Origin of the sequence: Cyclonatronum sp., assembly GCF_022565315.1 — a bacterium.
GTDB lineage: Bacteria > Bacteroidota > Rhodothermia > Balneolales > Cyclonatronaceae > Cyclonatronum.
In genome coordinates this window covers 1-26349 of record NZ_JAIUMX010000024.1, presented here as the reverse complement: position 1 = coordinate 26349, position 26349 = coordinate 1, and the positions used below count along the sequence as shown (strand labels likewise).

24 protein-coding genes and 1 pseudogene are annotated in these 26349 nt (G+C 53.6%); 18 read left to right on the top strand and 7 right to left on the bottom strand.

The annotated features are described in order from the left end of the window. The first annotated feature begins 224 nt into the window (after window positions 1-224). Window positions 225-2375 (top strand): S9 family peptidase, encoded by a 2151-nt coding sequence (locus LAT75_RS06095; RefSeq protein WP_291481747.1) that lies wholly within the window; start codon window positions 225-227, stop codon window positions 2373-2375. 44 nt (window positions 2376-2419) lie between these two features. Here the strand turns inward: LAT75_RS06095 and LAT75_RS06090 are convergent, their stop codons facing one another. From LAT75_RS06090 to tsaE, 7 genes are all read right to left on the bottom strand, one after another. Beyond that, a complete protein-coding gene (locus LAT75_RS06090) occupies window positions 2420-4360 on the bottom strand; it encodes a Type 1 glutamine amidotransferase-like domain-containing protein (RefSeq protein ID WP_291481746.1) in 1941 nt (646 codons plus the stop codon). Between the two features lie 107 nt (window positions 4361-4467). After that, window positions 4468-5394, bottom strand: coding sequence for a GTPase Era (era, locus tag LAT75_RS06085; RefSeq protein ID WP_291481745.1), 927 nt, complete (start codon window positions 5392-5394; stop codon window positions 4468-4470). 18 nt (window positions 5395-5412) lie between these two features. Continuing rightward, entirely contained in the window at window positions 5413-6138 is a 726-nt protein-coding gene (locus tag LAT75_RS06080; protein ID WP_291481744.1) for a pyridoxine 5'-phosphate synthase, read from the bottom strand. 127 nt (window positions 6139-6265) lie between these two features. After that, window positions 6266-6940: a DUF4276 family protein gene (locus LAT75_RS06075; RefSeq protein ID WP_291481743.1), complete on the bottom strand. Its 675-nt coding sequence runs from the start codon at window positions 6938-6940 to the stop codon at window positions 6266-6268. Further along, complete coding sequence (locus LAT75_RS06070) at window positions 6934-8148, bottom strand: AAA family ATPase (RefSeq protein WP_291481742.1); 1215 nt, start codon at window positions 8146-8148, stop codon at window positions 6934-6936. The genes LAT75_RS06075 and LAT75_RS06070 overlap by 7 nt, the downstream gene beginning before the upstream one ends. 61 nt (window positions 8149-8209) lie before the next feature. After that, entirely contained in the window at window positions 8210-8488 is a 279-nt protein-coding gene (locus tag LAT75_RS06065; RefSeq protein WP_291481741.1) for a hypothetical protein, read from the bottom strand. A gap of 22 nt (window positions 8489-8510) precedes the next feature. Continuing rightward, the gene (tsaE, locus tag LAT75_RS06060; RefSeq protein ID WP_291481740.1) at window positions 8511-8939 is read right to left on the bottom strand and encodes a tRNA (adenosine(37)-N6)-threonylcarbamoyltransferase complex ATPase subunit type 1 TsaE; all 429 of its coding nucleotides are present in this window, start codon (window positions 8937-8939) and stop codon (window positions 8511-8513) included. A gap of 506 nt (window positions 8940-9445) precedes the next feature. Here tsaE and LAT75_RS06055 point away from each other — a divergent pair. The 17 genes and pseudogenes from LAT75_RS06055 to LAT75_RS05975 all read left to right on the top strand — a co-directional run. Beyond that, entirely contained in the window at window positions 9446-9670 is a 225-nt protein-coding gene (locus LAT75_RS06055) for a monovalent cation/H+ antiporter complex subunit F (RefSeq protein ID WP_114985672.1), read from the top strand. After that, window positions 9667-10071: a monovalent cation/H(+) antiporter subunit G gene (gene mnhG / locus LAT75_RS06050; protein ID WP_291481738.1), complete on the top strand. Its 405-nt coding sequence runs from the start codon at window positions 9667-9669 to the stop codon at window positions 10069-10071. Before LAT75_RS06055 ends, mnhG begins: the two co-directional genes overlap by 4 nt. Then, window positions 10071-12407 carry a putative monovalent cation/H+ antiporter subunit A gene (locus LAT75_RS06045; RefSeq protein ID WP_291481737.1) on the top strand — a complete coding sequence of 779 codons (2337 nt, stop codon included), beginning with the start codon at window positions 10071-10073 and terminating at the stop codon, window positions 12405-12407. Before mnhG ends, LAT75_RS06045 begins: the two co-directional genes overlap by 1 nt. After that, window positions 12404-12817, top strand: coding sequence for a Na+/H+ antiporter subunit B (locus LAT75_RS06040; RefSeq protein ID WP_291481736.1), 414 nt, complete (start codon window positions 12404-12406; stop codon window positions 12815-12817). The genes LAT75_RS06045 and LAT75_RS06040 overlap by 4 nt, the downstream gene beginning before the upstream one ends. A gap of 3 nt (window positions 12818-12820) precedes the next feature. Continuing rightward, window positions 12821-13222 carry a Na+/H+ antiporter subunit C gene (locus LAT75_RS06035; RefSeq protein WP_291481735.1) on the top strand — a complete coding sequence of 134 codons (402 nt, stop codon included), beginning with the start codon at window positions 12821-12823 and terminating at the stop codon, window positions 13220-13222. Beyond that, on the top strand, window positions 13219-14727 hold the full coding sequence (locus LAT75_RS06030; RefSeq protein ID WP_291481734.1) for a Na+/H+ antiporter subunit D: 1509 nt from the start codon (window positions 13219-13221) through the stop codon (window positions 14725-14727). The genes LAT75_RS06035 and LAT75_RS06030 overlap by 4 nt, the downstream gene beginning before the upstream one ends. Further along, window positions 14724-15212, top strand: coding sequence for a Na+/H+ antiporter subunit E (locus LAT75_RS06025; protein WP_291481733.1), 489 nt, complete (start codon window positions 14724-14726; stop codon window positions 15210-15212). The genes LAT75_RS06030 and LAT75_RS06025 overlap by 4 nt, the downstream gene beginning before the upstream one ends. A gap of 125 nt (window positions 15213-15337) precedes the next feature. After that, window positions 15338-16525: an MFS transporter gene (locus LAT75_RS06020; protein WP_291481732.1), complete on the top strand. Its 1188-nt coding sequence runs from the start codon at window positions 15338-15340 to the stop codon at window positions 16523-16525. A 177-nt stretch (window positions 16526-16702) separates the two neighbouring features. Then, a complete protein-coding gene (gene yajC, locus LAT75_RS06015; protein WP_291481731.1) occupies window positions 16703-17008 on the top strand; it encodes a preprotein translocase subunit YajC in 306 nt (101 codons plus the stop codon). A gap of 58 nt (window positions 17009-17066) precedes the next feature. Next, window positions 17067-18323 carry a bifunctional 3,4-dihydroxy-2-butanone-4-phosphate synthase/GTP cyclohydrolase II gene (locus LAT75_RS06010; protein ID WP_291481730.1) on the top strand — a complete coding sequence of 419 codons (1257 nt, stop codon included), beginning with the start codon at window positions 17067-17069 and terminating at the stop codon, window positions 18321-18323. A 588-nt stretch (window positions 18324-18911) separates the two neighbouring features. Further along, entirely contained in the window at window positions 18912-19274 is a 363-nt protein-coding gene (locus LAT75_RS06005; protein WP_291481729.1) for an STAS domain-containing protein, read from the top strand. A gap of 2 nt (window positions 19275-19276) precedes the next feature. Next, a complete protein-coding gene (locus LAT75_RS06000; protein ID WP_291481728.1) occupies window positions 19277-19693 on the top strand; it encodes an ATP-binding protein in 417 nt (138 codons plus the stop codon). 10 nt (window positions 19694-19703) lie between these two features. Beyond that, window positions 19704-21443, top strand: a complete 1740-nt coding sequence (locus tag LAT75_RS05995; protein ID WP_291481727.1) for a PP2C family protein-serine/threonine phosphatase — start codon at window positions 19704-19706, stop codon at window positions 21441-21443. 56 nt (window positions 21444-21499) lie between these two features. Further along, on the top strand, window positions 21500-24385 hold the full coding sequence (locus LAT75_RS05990) for an FAD-binding and (Fe-S)-binding domain-containing protein (RefSeq protein WP_291481726.1): 2886 nt from the start codon (window positions 21500-21502) through the stop codon (window positions 24383-24385). A 172-nt stretch (window positions 24386-24557) separates the two neighbouring features. Further along, window positions 24558-24920: an RNA-binding protein gene (locus LAT75_RS05985; protein ID WP_291481725.1), complete on the top strand. Its 363-nt coding sequence runs from the start codon at window positions 24558-24560 to the stop codon at window positions 24918-24920. 193 nt (window positions 24921-25113) lie between these two features. Next, a complete protein-coding gene (locus LAT75_RS05980) occupies window positions 25114-26037 on the top strand; it encodes a sulfurtransferase (protein WP_291481724.1) in 924 nt (307 codons plus the stop codon). A gap of 15 nt (window positions 26038-26052) precedes the next feature. After that, window positions 26053-26349, top strand: a pseudogene (locus tag LAT75_RS05975) (hypothetical protein); the annotation flags it as partial.

Below are 26349 nucleotides of genomic sequence, written 5' to 3'. Positions count from 1 at the left end.
TAAACTTGTATGCCTGTTTGCAGGCTTGAAATTGGTGGGCGAAGGGCATGCTGCAGGCAGCTGCGCACCCGTTTCCGGTGCTTGCTGCCGGTGCGGTTTGTTTAGGTAATAAGCGGGTGAAAAAATCCTTTTGAATCTGTTATTTTGAAGGCTGTGATTTTCAGGCGTCAGCTGTGTTTGCCGCCGTTGTTTTTCAATCCCCTTTACTCACAAGCCTCCCTCTTATGAAACAAAACGGTTTAGTTCGCTTTACCGGCCTTCTGCTCATCTGCCTTTTTGCAGTCGTTGCCTATCCCAAACCGGCACATGCCCAGCAAACGCCCGCCTATGCCGGCCTCGACACCCTTCAGCTGCGCACTATTTTCGCCGAACCTTTTCTGCCCGGTGTAAGGCCCGGCCTTTCTGGTTTCAGCCCGATCGGCAACCATGTTCATTTCAGCTGGAATGATTCGAGCTACGCTGCTACAAGTCAGTATCGTGTAGATCTGTCGGGCTCGCTGGTGGAGCGGGTTGATGATGACCTCACCCACGTTGCTAACAGCGCGGTATCGCCAAACCGGCAGCTTATTGCCTACACAAAAGACCGCAGCCTGTTTGTGGCGGGCCTGGACGGCTCAGCGCCCCGCGCGGTTTTCTCTGCCCGTGGCGTTGGCGGCAGGCCGCACTGGTCGGCCGATAGCCGCAGCCTCGCCTTCACCAACGCCGGCGATGTGTGGACGATCCACATCGAAAACGGCGAAGTAGCGCAGCACACAAGCCGGGCAGGTAGTGCACCCGGTTTCTTCATCAGGGGCTGGGCAGCGGGCGACAGCGTAATTGTGGTGCAGCAAACCGATACTTCGCACTACCGCGAGGTTTTCTTTCCGGAATATGTACCGGAGTTTGTGCTGCCGGGCGGCTCGCGTCGCGGGCAGCCTAAGGTCACCCTTTCAGCCGTGAACCTGCGGGATAATGAAATCACGCAGATTTACGAAGCCGAAGCTTATATACTCAACACCGCTGTTTCGCCGGGAGGGCGCTATTTTGTGTATGATGTTACCGATCATGACATGAAAGAGCGGACCATTGTATCCTACGATTTTGGAGTTGAGGGAGGCGCAAGCACAACCATTCATCAGGAAACAACCGAAGGCTGGATTTACAGCCCGTTGCTCAGGCTGGCTTTCGCGCCGGAAGGCGATATGCTGTTTTTTACTTCCGAGCAAAGTGGTTTCAGCCACATCTATGTGTCCCGCGGGAACGGAAGCCGGCTCAGCCAGATCACAAGCGGCGATTTCGAAGTGGACTGGGTTGACTGGATCGGCGTTAACACCCTCGCGTTTTCATCTACTCAGCAGGATCCCGGACTGCGGAATTTGTACACCGTGAACATCAACACCCGCAACCGTACCCGCTTAACACGCACACCGGCATTTCGCTGGGGATGGCAGGTGAGCCCCGATCAGCGCTACATCGCCTACCTGAAAACAAGCTGGAACAAACCGGCTGAAATTCACCTGATCGATATCCGCCGCCCCGATGATGAGGTACAGCTCACGCAAACCGTGCCGGAGCGTTTCAACGAAATTTCGTGGCAGGTGCCGGACTACTACCGCATCCCCAACCGCGACAACGAGCTGATTTCGATGGATGTGCTCAAGCCCCATAATTTCGATCCGACCCAAAAATATCCCGTCGTGGTGTTCGTGCACGGTGCGGGTTCCCTGCAAAATGTGTTTCAGGGCTGGTCGCGCAGCTATCCGCGCGAGTACATGTTCCATCAGCTGCTGAACCGTTCCGGCTACGTGGTGGTAGAAGTCGATTTCCGGCACAGTACCGGTTACGGCCGCAAGTTCCGCGAAGACGTTACCAACTGGATGGGCAAATTCGAGCTCAACGACGTGATTGACGGGCTCGATTATCTCGATGAAACCTACGGCTACCTCGACCTCGACCGGGTCGGGATTTACGGCGGCAGCTATGGCGGTTTCATGGCGCTTTATGCCGTAACCCACGCGCCCGAACGCTTTCACGCTGCGGCAGCCCTGCGCGCGGTTACCAACTGGCGGAATTACTACCATGCCAACCCCGGCTACACGCGTCCGCGCCTCGGCACCCCGGAGGAGAACCCCGAGCATTACGACCGAAGCTCACCCATCACCTATGCGGACAGCCTCACAAGGCCGGTCATTATCCTTCACGGCCTCATCGATGATAATGTGGGGTTTCAGGATGCGGCACAGTACATCAACGTGCTCATCGAAAGCGGGAACACGAATTTTGATATGATGATGTACCCTGCCGAGCGGCATGCCTACCAAAACCCGGAAGCCTGGCACGATCAGTACCTGCGTATCTATAACTTTTTTGAGCGCCACATTAAACAGGCAGAATAAACAGATTCTTCACAGCAGCCTGAGACCGGATTTACGCTGACGAATTACTTGATCAGCGTAATCCGGGCCTGCTGTGTCTGCCCCGCAGCGTGTACACGCACAAGGTAAATGCCGCTGCTTTGGCTGCTGAGGTTCAGCTGATGCTGCGTAGCGCCCGGCTGAAGCCGGAGTCCTGCGGCGTACACCCGCTGACCCGCCATGTTGAAGACCTCGATCCGGGCATCGGCACTTTGCTGCGAATGCAGCACAACCGTTGTTACGGGATTGAAGGGATTCGGGTAGATGCGCTCAATCAGAAAAGAAGCGGGGATTTCTTCAGGTGCAGGGGGAAGGCTTACCGGGTCGGAGCCGTAGAGCTGATAGGAACCGCCTGCAGGCACTACGCTTATCACCGCGTGGCTCACCGCGGCGGAGTTCCGTGTGTGGTTGCTTGAGCCGGAGGCGATAAACGGGCTCGCGGCCGTAACGTAGCCCTCGCGTGCATCCATAATTATTGTAGAGACCTGTGTGTTGTCGAAACGCATCACGCCGCGGTCGTAGCTCAGCTGCGTGTAGAGGGTGCCGCTCAGCGCGATATGCGCCTGATAGCTGTGCATGAGCCAGCCTGGGGCGCTTGCAAAGTTTTCGAATAAATTTTGCGTGGTGTTGGTGTAGGTGCTGTCAACACTCACAACGCCCGGCAGCAGGGCCGAACCCGGCCGCACAATCATGCGGCCGTCGTAGGCGATGAAACCATTGGCCGCGAGGTTTGTGGCGTAGCCTTCCCCCATAACCGGCAGGTGCCGGGTGAGCAACTCAAGCTCGGTACTGCTTCCGTCGAGCTGCGCCCGAAACAGCGGCTCGCTGCTCAGCTGAAGCCATTCTTCGGCGCTGATGTTCAGGAACAGTCGGTCGCCGGCGAACAGGCTCTCAATCCAGGCCGGATCGCCGGTGAGGCTGCCCTCAAACGGCACAGTGCTAACCGGCACGCTGTGATTGATGAGGGCATTGGTGCTCACTTCGCCGCTGTCGAGCAGGATGCGCAGGCTGTCGCCGTCGCGGGCGTTGAGGTAGGCTGAGTTCCAGGCCGTGCGGCGGAAGTGCATCACGGCATCGGGGCCGCTTTGTGTGAAGGGGGCAACGGTTTCGGCATCCTCCGGCTGCGCGAGCAGCGCGCCGGTGGCGAGGTCGATTTCGAAGCCGTGCGTAAGCTGATGCGCCGCGAGGCCGGTAAGGCCGAGATCGCGATTGGGCTGAGCATCGAATACGGTTTCGGGCGTGCTGCGCAGCACGTGTACGCCGCCTGTGCCGCTTACCCGCAGACGCCCGTCCGGGAAAATCATCACCGCGGTTTTGTCGTCAATGCCGATACCGGTGATTTGGGGCGCGCCCATTTCGGTGGCGATAAACGCCATTTTGCTGATCAGCCGGCCGGGGCGCCCGCGCTCGAAGTAGTGCGTATCGGTGATGGTGTTTGGCAGCAGGTTCAGGAAGTTCTCCTGCATGCTGTCCTGACCCGCCCAGGGGTTGCGCAGCAGCTGAGCGGAAGTGGTGCCGCCGCGCGTGAAGTACGAGCCGGCAACCATGGCGCCTGCGCTTGTGCCGCCGATTACGCCGCCGCCCTCAAACACAGCCCGGATGGCCGCTTCAACGGCTCCTCCGCGCCAGGCATCGATGTAATGCCGCTGATCGCCGCCCTTCATGAAAACCCCGCCGGCACCGCTGAGCGCAGCCAGAATCTGAGATTCGCTGTTTCCGGTGATGGTGAGGTTCACCACTTCCGCAGCCCCGAGGTTCGAAAAATAGTTCGGCAGCCAAACGGAGGTATCGCTGTTGGAAAGCACTACGATTCGGCCTTCACCCGCCTCCGCCGCCCGCTCAGCAAACCAGCCGTAGGGTTCGTTGCTCCAGCTTGCTGATGCGGCACTTTCCGAGCCGCCTCCGGCCAGCATCAGGTAGCCCTGAGCAAAGGCCGCGCCGGCGGGCATGAGCAGGAGCATCATCATCCCCAAAAACAAAAAAAAGCGCGCTTTTGCGGGAAGGTTTTTTGACGTGCCGGAAGGGTGATGGGGGCTCGGAGTCATCATCATACCAAAAAAACAAAAGTGAAAGGTCAGGAATTGTAGCCGTAGCTTCGGAGGAAGGTCTCGTTTTCGCGCCATTTTTCGCGCACCTTCACAAATAAATTGAGGTAAACTTTGGTGCCGAGAAACTGCTGTATTTCCTTGCGGGCCTCGGTGCCGAGTTTTTTGAGGGCCGTGCCGCCCTTGCCGATCACGATACCCTTCTGACTGTTGCGGCTCACCACAATTTCGGCATCGATGCGGGTGATCTCCGGCTCGGCTTCAAAGCTGATAATGTTGACCGCGCAGGAGTAGGGAATTTCGGCCCGGTACAGGTGAAAGAGCTGCTCGCGGATGAGCTCCGAAACGAAAAAGCGCTCGGGGTGCTCGCTAAGCTGATCGGGCGGGAAAAACGGGGGTCCCTCGGGGAGCAGGGCGAAAATCTGCTCAACCAGCTCAGGTACACCCTCCAGATTAAGCGCGGAAATGATGCGCGTATCACGCAGATGAAGCTGCTGCGCCATTTGTTCCGCCGCAGCGGTGATGGTCGCTTCCTTGAAGCGGTCGCTTTTATTCACCATCAGCAGCACGGGTTTTTTACGGTAGGAAGCGAACCAGGCCAGCTCTTCTTCAGAGGGCACATCGCCGGGATCGAGAATAAACAGGATGAGGTCGGCGTCTTCTACGGAGCGGCGTACCGCGTGCATCATTTTTTCGTGCAGCTTGTAGCGGGGCTCCAGGAAACCGGGGGTGTCGAGGAATACGATTTGGCCGCGGTCGTCGCTGTGGATGCCCGTAATGCGGTGGCGCGTGGTTTGCACCTTGGGCGAAATGATGGAGAGCTTGGTGCCCAGCACCGCGTTCAGAAAGGTGGACTTGCCCGCGTTGGGCTTGCCCATGATGGTAACGTAGCCCGATTTGTAGCCTTTCGGCGGCTCGGGTATGGGGCCGGGGGTGATGTCTTCAGGTTCGCTCAAGGGCTTGCCGGTTTTGGGTTAGTTGTATTCGTTGATGAGGGCGGCCATTTCGCTCACGGAGGTCGGCAGCCCGCGCATAATGGCGTCGGCCATGAGGGCGTGGCCAATGCTGATTTCGGCCAGGTGCGGCACTTCCTCCAGAAACGGGCGGATGTTCGCAAACCCGAGACCGTGACCGGCATTTACCTTAATGCCGAGGCTGTGGGCGCGTTCGGCGGCTTCGCGCAGCCGTTTCAGCTCGCGGGGCTTGTCCGCATCGGAGGCGTTGGCGTAGGTGCCGGTGTGCAGCTCAACTACGGGCACGCCGAGTTCGGCGCAGAGCTCCATATCGCGGATGGAGGGTTCCACAAAAAGGCTCACGGGTACGCCGGCTTCGGCCAGTTTCGGCAGCACGCGGCTGCGGTAGTCGGCCATAATGAGGGGCATGTTGAGGCCGCCTTCGGTGGTGATTTCTTCCCGCTTTTCGGGTACCAAAGTGCACAGCTGCGGCTTCATGCGGCAGCAGATATCCAGCATTTCGTCGGTGGCGCCCATCTCGAAATCGAGCAGGCCGGTAACGGCTTCTTTCAGGCCCCAGGCGTCGGCATCTTTGATGTGGCGGCGGTCTTCACGCAGGTGAAACACGATGCCGGCAGCCCCGTGTGATTCACAGATTCGGGCGGCTTCAACCGGATCGGGGTAGCCCTCTGAGCGGGCGTTGCGAAGGGTTGCAACGTGGTCAACATTAACCAGGAGTTTTTTCATACGACAGTCTGAATGTTTAAAAAAGTTTGAACAAATGCCGGGAGGCGTGGTTTTAGTCTGGCTTTGCCCGGATGCTTAAGATACCAAAAAAACGGGCACGGGTTGGGTAGCGCTTTGGGCGCGGGGTTCAGCGTTCAAGGTGTTGAAGCTGAAAAGCCTGAACCTTTTTAACCAGGCCGGCTGCATCACCGAAGTCTTCCATCAGGTGGGTGAGGTTGAGCATGCCGATGAGTACGGGGCCGTCTTTGGTTTTGGAGTAGTTCCGGAGTTTTTCGCTGCGTTCGCCGCCGCGCTGCCGCACAGCCCTGAAATATTTTCGGAAAAGATTGTTGAGCTTTTCGGATGGTTTCTCGATTTCCTGCGGGTCGCGGCAGGCGAGCAGCTGATCTTCCTCAAGTTTTTCGCCGGGATGCTTGCGCAGCAGCCAGCGGCTTTTGGAGTAGGCTTCAATTGTTTCGGTTTGGGAGATAATCCAGGCTTCCATTTCCTGAATCATGAAAAAAATAAGAGAGGTATCAAGCCCCTGAAACCGGCTGAGGCGCTCCTGCCGCACCGAAGGCGGCCCGTCGAGGTCGATGAGCACAAGCGCCGGGTCCCGGCTGTTGGTTGCCCGCCGCAGGTAGTTGCGGGCGCGGGTAACTGAGCCGATGGGCTGGATAACGAGTGAGAAACTCTCCTCATCCAAAACCTGACTGAACAGCCGGTGAAAGCCTTCCCGAAACAGGGCATTGTTGGAAATGGTCTCGGCCGACTGATCTCCGTCGAGGCGGCCGCCTTCCACATAAATGGTGATGGTTACCATCGTTTGCCCCCGAGGTGCCCGCTCAGCCACAGCTGACCCGGCAGGCTGAGGCCGGTTAGGCTGCTGAAGTCATCGCCGTTTACGGTATGCACAAGGGTCTGATTTTCGGAATTTTTATCGAAGATGAGCAGGTCGTCGAGTTCGAAAGAATTAAGCAGCAGGGGGGAGTGTGTGGCGAGGATGAGCTGTGTGCCTTCTCCGGCGGCCTGTTGCATGGCTTCGCTGAGCGAGTGCAGCATATCGGGGTGAAGCCCGCTCTCAGGCTCGTCGATGCAGACGGCGAGGCCGCGCCCGGGATTCAGAAAAATACTCAGGTAGAGCAGATAGCGGAGGGTGCCGTCGGATATGTGGCGGGCAGAAACGCTGTGCGAAAGATGTTTCTCAACGAAGCGCACGCGTACTTTTTCGCCGGCTTCACTAAAAACAAGCTGCTGAAAATTGGGGCTGATCCGCCGCAGGAATGTTTCAAGATGCGCAAAAGCGTCCGGCGCAAAGGCCCGCATGCTGTGCAGCACCTGCGCCATGTTTTCCCCGTCGTGAGAGAGGCGCCCGGCATGGTTGCCGGCTGCCGGCGCAGGCCTGCGGGCCGGACTGCTGAAAGAGGTATTGAAAAAGCCGTAGAAGCCAAACTGCTGAATGGCCCGCCGCAGGCCGCAAAGAAGCGGATGCAGGCCATCCTCGGGCATGTAGCGGAAGCGGAGTTCCATTTGGCGGGCGCTTGCTTCGGCATAGGGAGCTTCCGTCAGGTCCCGCAGCGCGCCTGAAGCGGATCGCACCAGACCTTTGCCGGCTTTCGACTCAAACAGCAGGGTTTCGGAGGCATCTTTCGTGTTTTTTAGGGTGATGCGCTCCGAGAGCCGGAAGGTGCCGTCGGTTGCCGCACTGATCGTGATGCCGTACACCGGGCTGCCTTCGGCGCGGTACCATGAACCCGTGCCGGGGTTGGGCGGAAAGGTGAACTGCAGCCGGATATCCCCGAGGCCGTTGCGCCGCGCATGCGACACCTGATCGTAGCCGCCCCATTCGAGCTGAATCAGGTTTCGGAGCCCATCCCCCGAAATCCCTTCATACAAAAGCCGCAGCGCCTTTATGAAGTTGGATTTGCCGCTGCCGTTGATGCCTACAAGTACATTCAAACCGGGGCTTAACGGAACTTCAGAGGCTTTTGCGAAGCTGAAGAAATTATGCAGGCTGACGAATGTGAGCATAGGTGCCGGTACCTCACCGGGTTGTCAGGAACAGAATGCTGAACGGCGCAGCGGTCAGGGTTTAAACTTCCATGAGCAGGTGCGAGAGGTTCAGCTTGTGGATAGGAATAATGTAGCGCTGCTCGAAGGCATCTTTGTGGATTTCGAGCTCACCGGTACCGCGAAAATCAACAATACAATAGTTTTCGACGATATTCATCACCTCGCCAATGCCATAATAAGGAGGGCAGGGGCCGTAATACACAAGATCACCAACAGAAAGTTGATTTCGTGCACGCAGGTGATAGGGATAGATTACCGGAAGCCGGTCGAAGCGGTATGATAGTTTTTTAGTTGGCATGGGTGCTCAAAATACAAAGAAATCAGTATTTGTGAAGCACCTCAACGCGGCGGCTGGAGGGCCCGGTATGCGAAAAGTGCACTTCAGTGCGCTGTTCGGGCAGCAGGCCGGCAATGCGCTCGGGCCATTCGATCAGGCAGATACCGTCGCCGTAGAAATACTCTTCCATGCCGAGGCGCCTTGCTTCCTCAAGGCTCGCAATACGATAGGCATCGAAATGGTAAAGCGGCAGGGTTCCCTCATACTCTTGAATGAGCACAAAGGTAGGGGAATCGACCTCTTTTTCGGGTATCCCAAACGCGGAGGCAACGCCCTTAACAAAGTGTGTTTTGCCGGCGCCAAGGTCGCCAAAGAGGCAGATGACGTCGCCTGAAGCCATGTTTTTGGCCATTTCAGCGCCAAGTGCGAGGGTCTCCTGAGGTGATGCAGTATTAAAAACAGCGTTTTTCATAGCAGAATCAGCAAGGTACAAAGCTCTGTAAAATAACACTTTCCAAGTTCAGGAATGTCTGTTTTTTCAATTGCTTACCGAAATAATTTTGAAGTAGAATCAGAAAAATTTATTTTTGCGCTTCGTTAAATCAGGCTGATAAGGAAATGGCCGCCAATTCACTATATCTGAGAAATTGTTAAATGAAACCTTATCAGCAAACAGAATTGGGGCCCGGGTATCTCTGATTTGGTGCAAAAATCCGGGGTGCAGATTTGTTCGACGGCAGGAAAAGCAGCTTTGAGTACCAACAGCCGGATAAACGAAGCAACAGTGCACCATCGGGCCGTAGCAAATTACGGAATCAGAGGCCGAAATGAAACAAGCCATAAGCGAACCCGATATCGCGTTTCACCCATAAGATACCTGTTTTTAAGGAGTTAACTTTGCTAAACGGCGAAACTGTATTACTCGACACGGTGCTTGTCATCACCTTTGCAGCGCTGAGTATTTCTCTGGTAGCAGGCATGATACGTCTGCTTATCGGCCCCAGCCTGCCGGACCGTGTTGTAGCTCTTGACCTGATTGCCTACATCGTAATCGCATTTATTGCGACTTACTGCATCCATACGGGTACCTCCGATTTTATTGATGCAGCGATTGTAGTAGCCCTTATTGCCTTTTTGGGTACAACAGCATTTGCCCGCTATGTACTCAAAGCCGGGCGCCCCTCAACCAATGATGAAATATGATTACCGAACTGATCATCGCTTTTTTTCTGCTTGCAGGAAGCTTTTTCGTGCTGATAGCTTCAATTGGCGTGCTTCGGCTACCCGACCTCATGATGAAAATGCACGCATCTACCAAAGCCGGTACCCTGGGTGCAGGTTTAATTCTGGTTGCAGTCGGTATCTCGTTTGATGAAATATCGGTGCTCACCCGTATCCTGGCAACCATTATTTTTCTGCTGCTCACAGCGCCGGTTGCTGCGCATTTAATTGGCCGTGCTGCCTATTACACCGGTATTGAGCTTTGGGAAGGAACGATTGTAGATGAAATGGACCGTAACGGGGAGATATCTGAGCCCGAAGCCTCCCGCAAATCCCGTGCGGCATCCGATGCCAAACTGAACCGTAACGTTTCTGAATCCTGATGACCATTTTAGCTGCATTACTGCTGATTTTTTCAGCCGCATTTTTTGGTCCCGCCGCCGCCAAATATCTTAAAAAAAGCTCCGGCTGGGTTCTCGCCCTTGTTCCTTTCACCGTTTTTGCATATTTGCTGAGTTTTATCCCGGTTATTTCCGGCGGCGATGTAGTAAAGGAATCGTGGGTTTGGGTTTCTTACCTGGGCGTGAATATGTCGTTCTATCTCGATGGCTTCAGCCTTATGTTTGGGCTGATTGTTTCCGGGATAGGTACTTTTATTATGATTTACGGAGGCGGCTACCTTGCCGCCGATTCGAACCTGGGCCGCTTTTATTTCAGCATTCTGCTGTTTATGGGTGCGATGATGGGGGTTGTACTCGCTGATAATATTGTGGCGCTTTTTATTTTCTGGGAGCTTACTTCCATAAGTTCGTACCTGCTTATCGGCTACAAGTATGAAAAGGAAGATTCCCGGAAATCCGCACTGCAGGCCCTGCTTGTTACCGGCTCCGGAGGTCTGGCCCTGCTTGCGGGCCTCATCATCTTGTCGATGATTACCGGCACCATGGAAATTTCCGAGATGTTCGGTCAGTCCGGTCTGGTAGCTGAGCACCCCTGGTATCTTGGCGCCCTGATTCTCATCCTAATCGGTGCCTTCACCAAATCAGCACAGTTTCCGTTTCATTTCTGGCTTCCCGGTGCAATGGCCGCCCCGACCCCGGTTTCTGCTTATCTGCACTCCGCAACCATGGTTAAGGCTGGTGTTTACCTGCTGGCCCGCCTAAACCCCGTGCTTAGCGGTACCCTTGAATGGACCTACATTGTAACCGGTTTCGGCGCTGTAACCATGCTTGTTGCAGCCTGGCTTGCCATTGCGCATACGGACCTCAAGAAAGTACTGGCCTACACCACCGTGATGGCCCTTGGTACCCTCACCATGCTCATCGGCATGGGCCATGAGTACGCCGTGAAAGCTGTAGCCGTGTTTATTCTGAGCCACTCGCTCTATAAAGGCGCCCTGTTCATGGTGGCGGGTACGGTTGATCACGAAGCCGGCACCCGCGACATAAGGTTCATCAGCGGCCTGCGTAAAACCATGCCAATGACGGCGGCATTCGGTTGTATTGCTGCGCTCTCAATGGCCGGGGTTGCTCCGCTGCTTGGTTTTATAGGCAAGGAGCTGGTATATGAAGCAGCGCTTTCATCGGTAAGCTTCCCAATGGTGCTTATTGGTATGGCGGTACTGGCCAACATAGCCGTTGTAGCTTCGAGCGGCATAGTGGCCATCAGACCCTTCTTCGGAGAATACAAGGAGTACAACAACAAGCATGTACATGAAGCACCGCTTAGTATGTGGATTGGCCCCGGTGTGCTTTCAGTGCTGAGCATACTATTCGGGATTCTCCCTTTCCTGATTGATACCGCGATCATCTCAAAAGCTGCCGGTGCTATTGCAGGCACCCCTGATTTAGTAGTATCCCTCAAGTTGTGGCATGGTATTAATGCGCCTCTTATTCTCAGTATCATTACTCTGCTCAGCGGTATCGGCCTGTACCTGGTATGGAACAAGGTGCGTGAATCAGGTGCGGTACAGGCTTACGACCGCATTATGGGTCAGGGACCTGTAAAAGGCTACGAAGGCTGGCTCAACGGTACGCTTGGCCTGGCAGCTGCGCAAACAAAGTTTTTCCAGAACGGCTACCTGCGGTACTACATGCTTTGTATTGTAGCCTTTTTTGTGGTACTTGTTGGCTACACCATGCTGGTTAAGACCGACATGATTATAGTAGCAGACTTCTCTGATATCTACTTCTATGAGTGGACACTCGCCGGTGTAATCGTAATCGCAGCATTTGCAGCCGTATTTGCGGGTTCCGGTCTTGTGGCCATTGCGGCACTCGGGGTTGTGGGCTACAGCATAGCCCTGCTTTACATCCTGTTCAGCGCACCTGATCTTGCCATAACGCAGGTTCTTGTAGAGACGCTCACCGTAATTCTGGTGGCTCTGGTACTTATACACCTGCCGCAAAGCAAGGTGAAAGTATCGATGGGCTCAAAAGTGAGAGACGGCATTCTGGCCGGAAGTCTTGGCCTGATCGTAACCCTCATAATGCTGGCAGTACTGAATACCGAATTCGACCCCTTCATGACGGATTATTTTGCCGAAAACAGTTACGTGGTTGCCTACGGCCGCAACATAGTAAATGTGATTCTGGTGGACTTCCGGGCGCTCGATACCTTTGGTGAAATCGTGGTAATCGGGGTTGCCGGTATAGGTGTGTACGCGCTTATAAAGCTGGGTAAAAAAGTTATCACAAAAAAGGAAGGTACAACAGCATGAATTCCGTAATTCTTAAAACAGCAACACGGCTGTTGTTCCCGTTGCTGCTCATATTCTCTGTGTTTTTGTTCTTTAGAGGGCATAATGAGCCCGGTGGCGGATTCATAGGCGGTTTGGTCGGAGCTTCGGCATTTGTGCTGTTTGCTATCACTTTTGGCACGGAAGTTACCCGCAGGCTGCTTCGTATGGATCCGCGCGTGATGGTTGGCTGGGGCCTGTTTTTAGCCCTGGTGAGCGGTATCATGTCCATGATAGCCGGAGATGCTTTTTTTACGGGACAGTGGGCTCTTCCGGTTGTATTCGGAAATGAGCTTCACGTGGGTACCCCTCTCATATTCGACATTGGCGTGTATTTGGTAGTTGTAGGATTTACCCTCGCCGTAATCTTTGCACTTGAAGAAGAAGACTAACCAATGGAGCCTTTATTAGCTATTGTAATTGGAATACTTGTGGCGCTGAGCGTGTTTCTTATGCTTCGCCGCAATCTGGTGCGCGTGGTGATTGGCATCGTAATTCTGAGCAACGCAGTTAACCTGCTCATATTTACGCTTGGCCGCCTCGATCGCGGCATCCCGCCCCTTATTGCATCGGGTGAGTACGTGCCCTCCGGCGCTTTCGCAAACCCGCTGCCGCAGGCCCTGGTGCTTACGGCTATTGTAATCGGCTTTGGTCTGCTGTCGTACGCGCTGGTGCTGGTGTACCGGGCTTATACCGAAGTAGGTACCCTCAATGTAGATGAGATGCGCGTTGCAGAGCCACCCTACAAAGGGGAAGAGCTTCCGGCAGGCGTTATTAAAGGGGAGGACGAAGCGTGAGCAACATCATCATTTATCCTATTCTGATACCGATTCTCACGGCATCTCTTGCCCTGATTGCGTTCAAAAACCGCGAGCTGCAACGCTGGCTGAGCGTTATCGGGTCTGTTGCGACCTTTATTGCCGGCTGTGTTTTGTTGTATGTGGTGTACACCGAAGGCATTCAGGTACTGCAGCCGGGAAACTGGGAAGCTCCTTTTGGTATTTCTATGGTTGCTGACCTGTTCAGCGCGCTCATGGTGTGTGTAACCGGTCTGATGGCCATGACCATCAGCATTTACTCACTTGGTGATATGGACAAGCAACGGGAGTCTTTCGGTTTTCAGCCCTTGTTTCAGATTCTCATTTTCGGCGTAATCGGAGCCTTCCTCACCGGTGACCTCTTCAACCTTTATGTTTGGTTTGAGGTTATGCTGATTACATCCTTTGTGCTGCTTGCCATTGGTAACGGGAAGGCACAGCTCGACGGTGCGGTGAAGTACGTGGTTATCAACCTGCTCTCTTCCCTCATTTTTCTTGCAGGGGTTGGGATTATGTACGGCCTCACCGGTACGCTTAATTTAGCAGCCATGGCACAGGCGCTGCAGGATACTGAGAACACGGGGCTGGTTATTACTGCATCTATGATGTTCCTTGTATCATTTGGGATTAAATCAGCCGTTTTTCCGCTGTTTTTCTGGCTGCCGGCATCCTACCATACACCACCGGTAACCATCACGGCCATTTTTGGTGCCCTGCTTACCAAAGTCGGGGTTTACTCGCTTGTACGCGTATTTACCCTGCTCTTCACACAGGATATTGGGTACACGCACACCATCCTGCTCTGGATTTCGGTTCCCACTATGGTTGTGGGCGTACTTGGTGCGGCCTCACAGTATGATGTGCGTAAGATTCTGAGCTTCCACATTGTGAGTCAGATCGGCTACATGATTATGGGCCTTGCGTTTTTTACCAAGATTGCCCTTGCCGGGGTTATTTACTACATCCTGCATAACATCCTGGCCAAAACGAACCTGTTCCTTGTTGCTGGTATTGCGCAAAAGCTCGTAGGCTCGTTTCACCTCTCCCGCCTTGGAGGTCTGTACAAGAATTACCCGCTGGTGAGCTCCCTCTTTGCAATTTCCGCGATCTCGCTGGCAGGTCTGCCGCCGCTTACCGGTTTCTGGGCCAAGTACACCGTAATTTACGCAGGTCTTGAAGTAGAGCAGTGGGTCGTAATCGGCTTCGCGCTTGCGGTTGGCCTGATGACCATGTTTTCGATGACCAAAATCTGGATGGGAGCCTACTGGAGTCCGCTGCCCGACACCGCTCCCGTTGTGGCCGACAAAAACTTTAAGCCGGTAGCAGGCGCACAGCTAATAGCCTTATTGCTGCCAACCATTATCATCGCCGGTTTTATTGTGGTACTCGGCATATTTGGAGAGCCGTTTTACGCGCTGCTCTTTGAAGCTGCCGATCAGCTGCTTGATCCGTCCATGTACATAAATGCCGTACTGAACCCATGAAACAGTTTCTGACCAACATTGTTCTGGCCGTAATCTGGGCCGCCGTTACCGGCACCATTAGTCTGGGAAATCTGGCTATTGGTTTTCTGCTCGGTTATCTTGTGATGCTCGTCGCAGCCCCTGCCATTGATGCGGAAAACTACACCCGCAGGCTCCGGCTTGCGGTCGGTTTCATCTTTTACTTCCTTAAAGAGTTGTTTATTTCAAGTATTCGGGTTGCAGTAGATGTAATTAAACCCACTTTTAAGATGAAATCAGGTATTGTCGGCATCCCGCTTGATGCCGAATCTGATCTGGAAAAAACGCTGCTTGCCAATTCCATCTCCCTTACACCGGGCACCCTCAGTCTTGATATATCAGAGGATGGGAAAACACTTTACATCCATGCCATGTATATCGATAACGGCGATGTTGACGCCGTAAGGCGTGAAATAAAGAACGGCATGGAACGCCATATTCTGGAAATTACCCGCGCAAATCTTTAAGCGCTGCCCCGGGTTTAAAACATGAAAAGCTCCTGTACTGCGGGAGCTTTTTTTGTTGGATGTTGTTTGAATGAGATGAAATTACTTCGCACTAAAGTTGTAAACCGTATTAAGCAGCCAGTTCATTGAGCCGAAAAAAAGGCAAGACCCATCGTACAGACAGCCCGGTATTGAGAAACCGTAATCTGTACATTATTTTTTGTATTACCCTTACCGCCATTATGGGGGTATCAAGTATCACACCGGTGCTTCCTCTGGTTGCGACTGTATTTGAAATCAGTATCGGCCGTGCGGCCTTACTAATTACAATGTACACGCTGCCCGGGGTTTTACTTACGCCGTTGCTGGGGATTTTATCAGATCGCATTGGCCGAAAAATGGTTCTTGTTCCGTCAATGCTCCTTTTTGGCGTAGCCGGTTTCGCCTGTGCGTTTGCGCCAAACTATGAAATGCTGTTATTCCTCCGCCTGCTGCAGGGCGTTGGCTCTGCAGCAATAGGCGCGCTGAATGTAACCATGATCGGGGATATCTTCAGTGGTCAGCAGCGGACGGAGGCTATGGGCTATAACGGGGCCGTACTGAGTGTCGGTGCAACCCTGTATCCGGCTATAGGGGGCGCCCTTGCTGTTTTGGGATGGTTCGCTCCGTTTTATCTGCCGCTGCTTGCACTTCCAACGGCATTTGTTATCATTTTCTATCTGGAAAACCCGGAGCCGGAGCAAACCGGAAAGGTAGGTGCCTATCTGAAGCGCGTGCTCATTAACATGAAGCAAAACAGGATGCTGCCGTTTTTTCTGGCAACCTTGGTTTCATTCGTACTGCTGTACGGCCCCTTGCTTACCATCATACCCTTTTTGATTGAATCGCGTTTCACAGAAGCTTCCTTTATGATCGGTCTGGTATTGTCGTCGGCTTCAGTGTCTAATGCGCTGGCCTCAGTTAATGCCGGGCGCCTCACACAGCGCTTCAGACCTGAGGCGCTGGTCACCTTCTCATTTGTGATTTATGCGGTATCGCTTACAGCCATGCCATTTGCGCCGAACCTCATTTGGCTTACAGCAGCAACCGTAATATATGGCTTTGCACAGGGGCTGAATCTGCCTGTGCTCATCTCACTTATCTCTTCAGAAGCTATGCTTGAAAACCGGGGGGCTATCATGTCGCTGAACGGTATGGTAATTAAAATAGCACAGTCAGTTTCGCCAATACTTTCAAGCATACTGTTTGGTATTGCCGGCTTTGCCGGACTGTATGCGTTGTGTGCACTGCTGGCTCTGATAACCGGCTTATACCTGCTGATACGATTGAGATAACAATAGCCCGGCGGGTATTGCTTTGTACCCGGTTTACAAAAGCATTATCTTTGGAAGCTGTTCTCCGGAACTTTTTTTGTGCCGGAGAAATCTTGAATTTTTCACCGGAAAACAGAAAACAGCATTATCGGAGCTGTATCCTGTTTCCTTAAACACTGACCATATACCAACCCAACAATGGACATTATTTTACTCATGGCCGATCCTGAAGGGGGAAGCCCGTTTGCCTCTTTTATTTTTTTAGGATTGATTTTCTTCATCTTCTGGTTATTTATTATCCGGCCGCAAAGCAAAAAGCAGAAAGAAATACAGCAGAAAGTCACTGAAATGAAGAAAGGTGATAAAATTGTAACCTCGGGCGGTATGCTCGGCATTTTGCACTCCAACGATGAGGAAACAGTACTCATTGAGGTTGATAAAGAAGTAAAAATCCGCGTCCTCAAAAACGCAATTGTGGACGTAAACCCCAACAAAAAAGCGTAGTCGCAAGCAGCCCGGCAAAAACCGGGCTGTTCATCCGTTAAGAACCCAAGGCCCGCACATGGCAGAAGAAATCACATTTGATACCATAGAATCCGCAATTGAAGATATTCGCAACGGCAAAATCATCATTGTGGTAGATGATGAAGACCGTGAGAATGAAGGTGATTTTGTGATGGCTGCCGAGATGGTAACCCCCGATGCCGTGAACCTCATGGCTACGCACGGCAGGGGCCTTATCTGTGCCCCCATAACCCGGGAGCGCGCCTATGAGCTGAACCTCGACCGAATGGTTCAGGATAATACCGACAGCCTCAAAACGGCTTTCACGGTTTCAATAGATTATAATCAGGGCACTTCGACCGGCATTTCTGCGGCCGACCGTGCAATCACCCTCAAGGCCCTGATCCGCAACAATTCCCGCCCGGGGGATTTCAACCGTCCCGGCCACATTTTTCCGCTAATTTCAGTTGAAGGCGGAACCCTGCGCCGGGCCGGCCATACTGAGGCAGCCGTTGACCTTGCCCGGCTTGCCGGACTCTATCCAGCCGGAGTGATTTGCGAAATCATGAATGATGACGGTACCATGGCCCGACTGCCTGATCTGGTGAAAGTTGCCCGAAAATTCGGCATGAAACTCATAACCATAAAAGATCTCATCTCTTACCGCATGCACAAAGAGTCGTTGGTGAGGGAGATGGTAAACGTTAAATTACCAACCGTTTACGGGGATTTTCAGCTCTATGCCTTCGAAGAGCGGCTCACCGGCGGGAATCATCTCGCTTTGGTGAAAGGTGAATGGCAGGAAGAAGAGCCCGTGCTTGTTCGCGTACACTCTTTATGCGTGACCGGAGATATTTTTGGCTCCAAGCGCTGCGATTGCGGCGAACAGCTGCACCGGGCCCTCATTAACATTGAGAAAAACGGTCAGGGCGTGCTGCTGTACATGAATCAGGAAGGGCGCGGCATCGGGTTGGTGAATAAACTGAAAGCTTACAAACTTCAGGAAGAGGGCCTCGATACGGTTGAAGCAAACGTAGCACTCGGTTTCAAACCCGACCACCGCGACTATGGTGTAGGGGCTCAGATCCTGCGTGAACTGGGGGTGAGGAAAATGCGGCTTATGACCAACAACCCCACTAAACGGGTAGGGCTGCAGGGCTATGGTCTGGAAATTTCGGAACAGGTACCTATTGAAATTGAAGCTTACCCTGAAAATGAGCAGTACCTGAAAACCAAACGCGACAAAATGGGGCACAAACTCGATCATATTGATGCGCATAAAGCCGGTTCATTCCTTGAATCTGTCAAAAAGTAATCGTTCCAAACAGAAAATTAGTTTCACGCCCTTTAGTTTTCCTTTACGAAAAGTACTGTTTTGGTTAACATTTTCCGGATTTGCTTTACGCGTAAATGTTCTTTAATAGCATTCAGCCATTTAGGTATCTAACTGATATAATTGAGTATGCCGCGCAGAGCTCCGGTTTTTGCAGGTATCTGAAAGCATCACAAAAATGCTTTAGGATCACGTAAAAAAGAACCCAAAAAATATTTTGCGGTTACGGTTCATGCTTTTATATTCAAATGCGCTCAAGTAGCGTCTCTCTTGATGAATAGTTTAAGGCACTGTACGTGAAAAATGCAGTGCCTTATTTTTTTGCAGCCGGCTCATATAAATGGGGGGAACATCTCAAGGGTATAATCGTAGCTTCAGATCGTCGCTGTGCCGCCTTTTCTTTTCCTGCATGCTGTTGTACTTTAAAATCCAATCAGATACATTAAATTACACATGGCAAGTAACCTTCTGAATTCAGAAAAGCAGCTTGTTTGCCTGTATAAACACGCAATTACAGATTGCATACCCACATTTTGCTGAACTTCAGTTACCTCAATATTTCAAAATTTCATGAGTACTTTCGATATCACGCCCAGAAAAGTAGAATCCGTAGAAATCCTGGACCTGACAGGAGAACTTGATGCTCATACTGCTCCGGTTTTGGAAGAGAGCATCACCCGGCTTATTGATGAACAAAAGTACAACATCATCGTAAACTTCACCTCTCTCGATTACATTTCAAGCGCCGGTTTGGGCGTATTTATGGCCTATATCGAGGAGCTAAGGGACTTAGGCGGAGACATCAAGCTCACCAATATGAAAGAAAGCGTTTTTAACGTATTTGATTTGCTCGGTTTTCCCGCCCTTTATGACATCCTCGAAGAGGAGCAGGAAGCCGTCCGAAAATTTTTAAACTCAAATCCGCAGGACTAACCTTGACCGAGCAGCCCCGTTTTATTGAGGTAGCCGCTTCTACCGAAAACCTGCTGGCTGTCCGCAATTTCGTTGCACGACATGCCCGCCTGCACGGCTTCGGAGAAAAAGACACAGAGGAAATCCGCCTTTCTGTAGATGAAGCCATGACCAACGTAATCAAGCATGCTTACGGCTACGACGATTCCAAGCTGATTTATGTGAGTGTAGGCTCTGATGAGCGTACTTTTTGGGTGGCTATTCAGGATAACGGGCATGCTTTCGATATTTCTTCTTACACAACTCCGGATGTGCCTCAGCGCATAAAAAACCGACAAAAGGGCGGGGTAGGGGTCTATCTGATCAAAAAGCTTATGGATAAGGTCGAGTACAGTTCAAAAGGTCAGCATAACGAAATCCGAATGATAAAAAACCTGTAGTGTAAGTACTGTGCCACTTTCCGACGCGTCAAATGATTCCCTCAGAAGCCGTTTTGAGCTTAAAACCCTGCTCGATACGAGCCGCCTGCTGATCGAATCTCACGACACTGAATTCATCCTCAACAACCTGCTGCTCATCATTATGGGCAAGCTGTTTACGCCCAAATCAGCCATCATCCTGCGGGATGAGCAAAGTCGCAAATGGCAGTTGGTACGCGCAAAAGGCCGCACCGGGCTTCAGGAAGGCTGTCTGTTTCCGGCCGAATCCGCTGCCCCGGCCTCCGATAAGCCCTATTTCACGCTGGAAGAGCTCCCGGATGACTTCCGTGCCTGCTTCCAAACTTCCGGCCTCGAACTTTTTTTCCCCATCCGCACAAGCAGTGAGCACCTCGGCTATTTGTGCACGGCGCTGAAAATCGGCAATGCTCCCTACAGCCGTCCGGAGCTGGAATTTGTTGAAAACCTGGTTATCATTTCCGCAGTAGCGCTGTCCAACTCAATGCTGGTGAACCGGCTGAAGGCAACCAACCGCGAGCTCGATCAGAAAGTGCAGGAGCTCAACACACTTTTTGAAGTCAGCCGTGAATTCAACACCCTGGTCGACCGCAGTCAGATGCTCAGCGTGTTCCGGTTTACGCTGATGGGGCAGATGATGGCCCGCCGCTTTTTCTTCCTCATGCGCCTCGAGGGGCAGCCGCAGCTGATTCTGCAGCAGGGCCTCAAAGGAAGCATCACAAAGGCCGAAAAAGAGCAGCTGCTCGCAATGAAATCCGAATTTATCCGAACCGAAGAGCTGGATGAAATCCCGGCCTACCTGAGAGAAAATAAAATTGAAGCGCTTGTTAGGGTGAAGTTTCAGGATGAGCGCGCCGTGCTCGGTATCGGGCCCAAAGCCAGCGCGCAGCCCTACAGCAAGAGCGACATCAACCTGCTCATCTCGCTGGGTAACCTCGCGTTTCTTTCCATTCAGAAAACCTTCCTCCTCGAAGAGCGCATCGAAAAAGAGCGGATGGAGGAAGAGCTCACCATCGCCCGAACCATACAGAACACGCTTTTCCCAAGTCCGCTGCCGAAGCCGAAACCTTTCGATGTGGCGGCCATCAACGTGCCTTCGCGGCAGGTGGGCGGTGATTACTACGACGTGCTCTGCGCCGACGACCGCCTGCTGTACATGGCCATCGCCGACGTAACCGGCAAGGGTATCCCCGCATCGCTGCTTATGGCCAACCTGCAGGCCATGATTCACGTGCTTTCTCCGCTCAAACTCGATCTTGCTGAAACTACCGGCAAGGTGAACGACATCATTTTTGCCAACACCCCGAGCGATAAGTTCATCAGCTTTTTCTGGGGTCGCGCCGATGTGCAGACCCTGCAGTTCGAATACTGCAACGCCGGCCACAACCCGCCGGTGTACTGGAGCGCAGCCCGTCAGGAAACGGGGCTGCTCACCGAAGGCGGTATGCTGCTGGGTGCCCTCAACACCATCATTCCCTATCAGGCCGGCCGGGTGCAGCTGCAGGCCGGCGATGTGGTTGTGATGTTCACCGACGGCATCAGCGAAGCCATGAACGAGCAGGACGAAGAGTTTGGCGAGGAGCGCATTGCCGAGATCGTGGCCGAACATCACCAAAAAACCGCACAGGAGCTCAAGCAGCTCATTCTGGAGGAAGTCCGCACCTTCTGCAAAGGCAACTACGGGGATGACGTAACCATGCTCATTTTCAAAATCAATCCGCCGGAGCAGCACTGAGGCCTTTTTTATTTTTTATAGGGTGATGCCGTCTGCTTTGCTAAATCAAGCCTCCCATGCCTGAAATCTACACTGATCAGCTGCTGCGCCGGCTCTACGCCAATGATGCCTCCATGTATGAGGAGCTGCCGGAGGGCGTGTGCTTCCCCGAAACTGCGGATGACCTCCGTGCCCTCGTGCTTGATGCAGCCGCACGCGGGTACAGCATTACCGCGCGGGCAGCGGGCACGAGCCTTGCCGGGCAAACCACCGGCGGCGGCATCATCGCCGATACATCGCGCCACATGCGCCGTATCCTCGAAATCGACCCCGATCGCAAAACGGCAACCGCTGAACCCGGCGTAATCCGCGACAGCCTGAACCGGGAAGCAGCGAAATACGGGCTTAAATTCGGTCCCGATACCTCGACCACCAACCGCTGTATGCTGGGCGGCATGATCGGCAACAATTCCGCCGGACTCTACTCCCTGAAATACGGTTCGGTTCGGGAGCACATCATCCGGGTTGAAGCCGTACTCGACGACGGCAGCCTCGTTAGCTTCGGCCCGCTCTCGGATGAGGAACTCGAAGCCAAAACCCGCCTGCAAACCCGCGAAGGCCATATTTACCGGGAAATGCTGCGGTTGCTGGAGTCCAACAAAGAAGCCATCATCCAAAACTATCCGCATCCTAAAGTTGTGCGCCGCAATACCGGTTACGCCCTCGATCGTCTTTGCGAGATGTCGCCCCTCACGCCCGGCGGCCGCCCCTTTAACCTGGCCGAGCTGCTCTGCGGCAGCGAAGGAACCCTCGCCCTCATGCATGCCGCAACCGTAAGACTGGTTGAGGCCGAGCCCTGCCGGGTGCTGCTTATTCCGCATTTCAGCACGCTCAGCGAAGCGATGCACGCAACCGTGCTGGCCGTATCGCACAAACCTGCTGCGGTTGAGTTGATTGATGACATCATCATTCGGGCGACCGAAGGAAATATCGAACAGCAGCGCAACCGCTTCTTCCTTGCGGGAGACCCCAAGTGCCTGCTCATCATCGAGTTTGAGGGGCACGATACTGAAGTCCTGCTTCAGCAGGCCGCCAACTGTGCCGCTGCCCTGCAAGATTCCGGCTACGGCTACGCCTTTCCGCTCTATGCCGATCCGGAGAAAATGCGGCGCGTGTGGGATCTGCGCAAAGCCGGTCTCGGCCTGCTCATGGGCCTCGGCGCGGATGCGAGTACGCCCACCTTCACTGAAGACACCGCGGTGCGCGTGCAGGATCTGCCTGCCTACGTTGCCGATTTCGAAGCCATGATGCAGCGCTACGGCACAAGCTGCGTGTACTACGCGCATGCATCGGTCGGCGAGCTGCACCTGAGGCCCGCTATCGACATCACCAAAGCCGAAGGTGTTGAAAAGATGAAGCGCATGGCCGAAGATGTGGCACTGCTTGTGAAGAAATACCGCGGCTCGCTTTCCGGGGAGCACGGCGACGGCCGCGCGCGGGCGCCTTACATCGAACTGGTGCTCGGCAAAGAAATGATGCCGCTGCTCGAAGAAGTAAAGCGTATCTGGGATCCTGAAAACCGCTTCAATCCCGGCAAAATTGTACAGGCAAAGCCCATTGATTCGCAGCTGCGCCTCAGCTTCGGCCGCGCTTTACCCGAAGCTGAAACCGTGTTCAGGTGGCAGAAGGAGGGAGGCTTTGCGCAGGCGTTACAGCTGTGCAACGGCGCGGGCGTTTGCCGCAAACGCGCCGAAAGCGGCGGCACCATGTGCCCGAGCTACATGGCAACGCTGGATGAAAAAGACAGCACCCGCGGCCGGGCAAACGTGTTCCGTCAGCTGTTCATGGCAAAAGGAACCGACGCATTCAGCAGCGCCGAAATCCGGGACGCCCTGCGCTACTGCCTGAGCTGCAAGGCCTGCAAATCGGAGTGTCCCGCCAATGTGGACATGGCCCGGATGAAGGCCGAGTTCATGCAGGGCTGGTACGACCAAAACGGAGCGGATTTCGCAGCCCGCTTCTGGGCCGACCCGCATCCCTGGCTTCGGCTGGGGGCCCGGTTCCCGCGCCTCTCCAACGCGATTGCAGGCAGCAGCGCGGGGCATTTTGTGATGGAGAAACTGGCGGGGCTTCACCCTGAGCGTCCGCTTCCGGCCTTTGCTGAGAAAACTTTTGGGAGCTGGGTCAAAGAGCACTTCCATCGTTACCGCCGGACCGGTCAAAAACCTGACCGTCCGCCGGTGCTGCTGCTGGTGGATCCCTTCACAGACCTGCATGAGCCGGAACAGGCTATCGCTGCCGTTGAGGTGCTTCATGCCGCGGGCGCACAGCTGATGCTGCCGCTGATTGCCTCATGCGGCCGCACGCAGATTTCATCCGGTTTTCCGCGGGAGGCACAGCGTGTGCTTCGGGAGCTGCTGCGAAAGCTCGAAGGTCCGGTACAGCGCGGCGCGCTTGTGGTAGGCCTCGAACCCTCCGAACTGCTCACTCTCCGGGACGAACTCCCTGACCTGCTCCCTGCCGGCGACCCCCTTGCCGCAACGGCCGCAGCACTTCAAAAACAGGCGATGCTGTTCGAAGAATTCATGACGGATAAATTTTCAGAAAATGAATTTTCCCGTTTGTTTAACGGGAAGGACCGCCCTGTGCTCGTTCACGGGCACTGCTATGTAAAAGCCCTCACCGGCACGGCGGCGCTGATGCGCTGCCTGAAGCAGGCAGGTTATGTACCCTCCGAAACCGACAGCGGCTGCTGCGGCATGGCCGGCAGTTTTGGCTATCGTACTGATACATTCGCGCTTTCGCAGCAAATTGGCGCTCAGCGGCTGTTTCCGGCAGTAAATGCTGTTCAGGGGAAGGGCCTGATTTGTGCACACGGCTTTTCATGCCGGCATCAGATAGCAGACGGAACCGGCCGGCAAAGTTTGCATCCTGCTGTGCTCCTTCGGCTTGCACTACGCTAAGCGTATTATAAACAGTACTGAATCCGGTCTGAGTAATTCTTTGATATGGTTAGATTTAACACTAAATTCCGTGAGCAGATGCACATCCACATACGATTCATTCATTTGTAATGGCCCTTATTTGGCGTCGCCTGCTTTTCGTTAGACGTTTTATTATAATCTCATTACAATTATGACACTTTACGTAGGAAATCTGAATTACCGGGCAGGCGAACAGGAGCTAAGCGAGCTGTTTTCTGCTTATGGAGAAGTTAAATCCGTGAGCCTTATCAGCGATAAATTTACCGGCCGTTCAAAAGGCTTTGCATTCGTTGAAATGGACGATGATGCCGGCAATGAAGCTATTGCACAGCTGCACGATACTGAATTTATGGACAGAAGCCTCGTTGTAAACGAAGCACGCCCCCGCGAAAGCAGAGATTTCCGTGGCCCGCGTCAGGGCGGCGGCGGCGGTGGAAGCCGTGGCGGCAATGGCGGCGGCGGACAGCGTCGTAACGACCGTGGCGGATACGGCGGCGGCGGTGGTCGCTACTAATCAGCGATTCGACTTAAGCGCATTTATAAGCCGGTAGCAATACCGGCTTTTTTTATGCCGTTTAATCAGCTTTAATGGGTTATTCAGCTCAAATATTTCAACGGAAAAACGGAAATGACTATCATACCGTTGGAACATCTGTGCGATTAACTTATACGTAACAGTCCTTTTTCACGCCGTTATTATTAAACCCATGAAACGTTTCCCAACACTGATTCTGCTTTTCCTGTTTCTTCTTTCCCTTTCTGGCGCTCCCGCTGCCGCTGCTATTTTGCAGGATGAACCGGCAAACACCTGGCCCAACAGCAGCCTGCTTGTTGAAGCGTCAGATTTGCCCGCCCTGCTCAACTCACCTGATGTTGTACTTGTTGATATGCGTGCCGAAGGTTTCGGGGAAGGTCATATACCCGGAGCTGTCTGGTTTGGCGGAATTCCGGCACTGGTTAATTCCACCCATGAAGTTGAGCATTTTCTGGTGGATGCAGACGATTTCCAGCAGCTGATGCGTACGATTGGCGTGAGCAACTCTTCCCGTATTATTGCTTATGATGAAGGCAACGGACTTGGCGCTAGCCGGCTTTTCTATGCCCTCAGCCTGTACGGGCACGAAAATGCGGCTATTGTTAATGGGGGCATTGCTGCCTGGAAAGCCCTGGAAATGCCGCTCGAAAACGATGCTGAAATTCCGGCACCCGGCAGCTTCACTGTTGAGCTGAACGAAGCCCGCTCATGTGATATCACGTTCCTGATTGGTAATCTGGAACGTGACGATCTGGTTATCCTGGATGCCCGCTCACCGGAAGAGTTTGACGGTACAGAAGCCAGAAGTGAGCGCAGCGGACATATCCCCGGTGCCGTAAACCTTGAATGGCGCAATTTTGTAATGATAGATGAGGATGTTCCCTTTTTCAGATCCTCTGATGAAATAGCGGCCCTGCTTGCCGAAAACGGCATCACCCCTGATAAAGAAGTTGTTACGCACTGCCAAAGCAACGTACGCGGTTCACATGCTTTCTTTACCCTGCGCCTGATGGGCTACGACAGTGTTCGCGCGTACGAGGGATCCTGGTTTGAATGGGGCAACCGCGCGGACACCCCGATTACCGGAAGCGAATAATCAGGTACATTTCACATGCTCAATCCTGTTTCGCTTAGCAGCCTCGGAGCCCCCGAAACGCCTTCAGACGATATCCGGATAGGCGGACTCATCTCTTTTGGCAGTGCACGTAAACAAGGCGCAGGGCCGGCAGATCATTTTTGTACCGGTGCGCGTGCAAGCCTGATAGGCTTTGAAAGTGATGCCGGTGTTCATCGAAACGGGGGGCGCATCGGTGCGGCTGAAGCGCCCGACCTGATCCGGTCAGCATTTTACCGCATGACCCCTGATCCTGCGGATAAAGGACGCTTCTCAGGGGTGATGAAGCAGCTT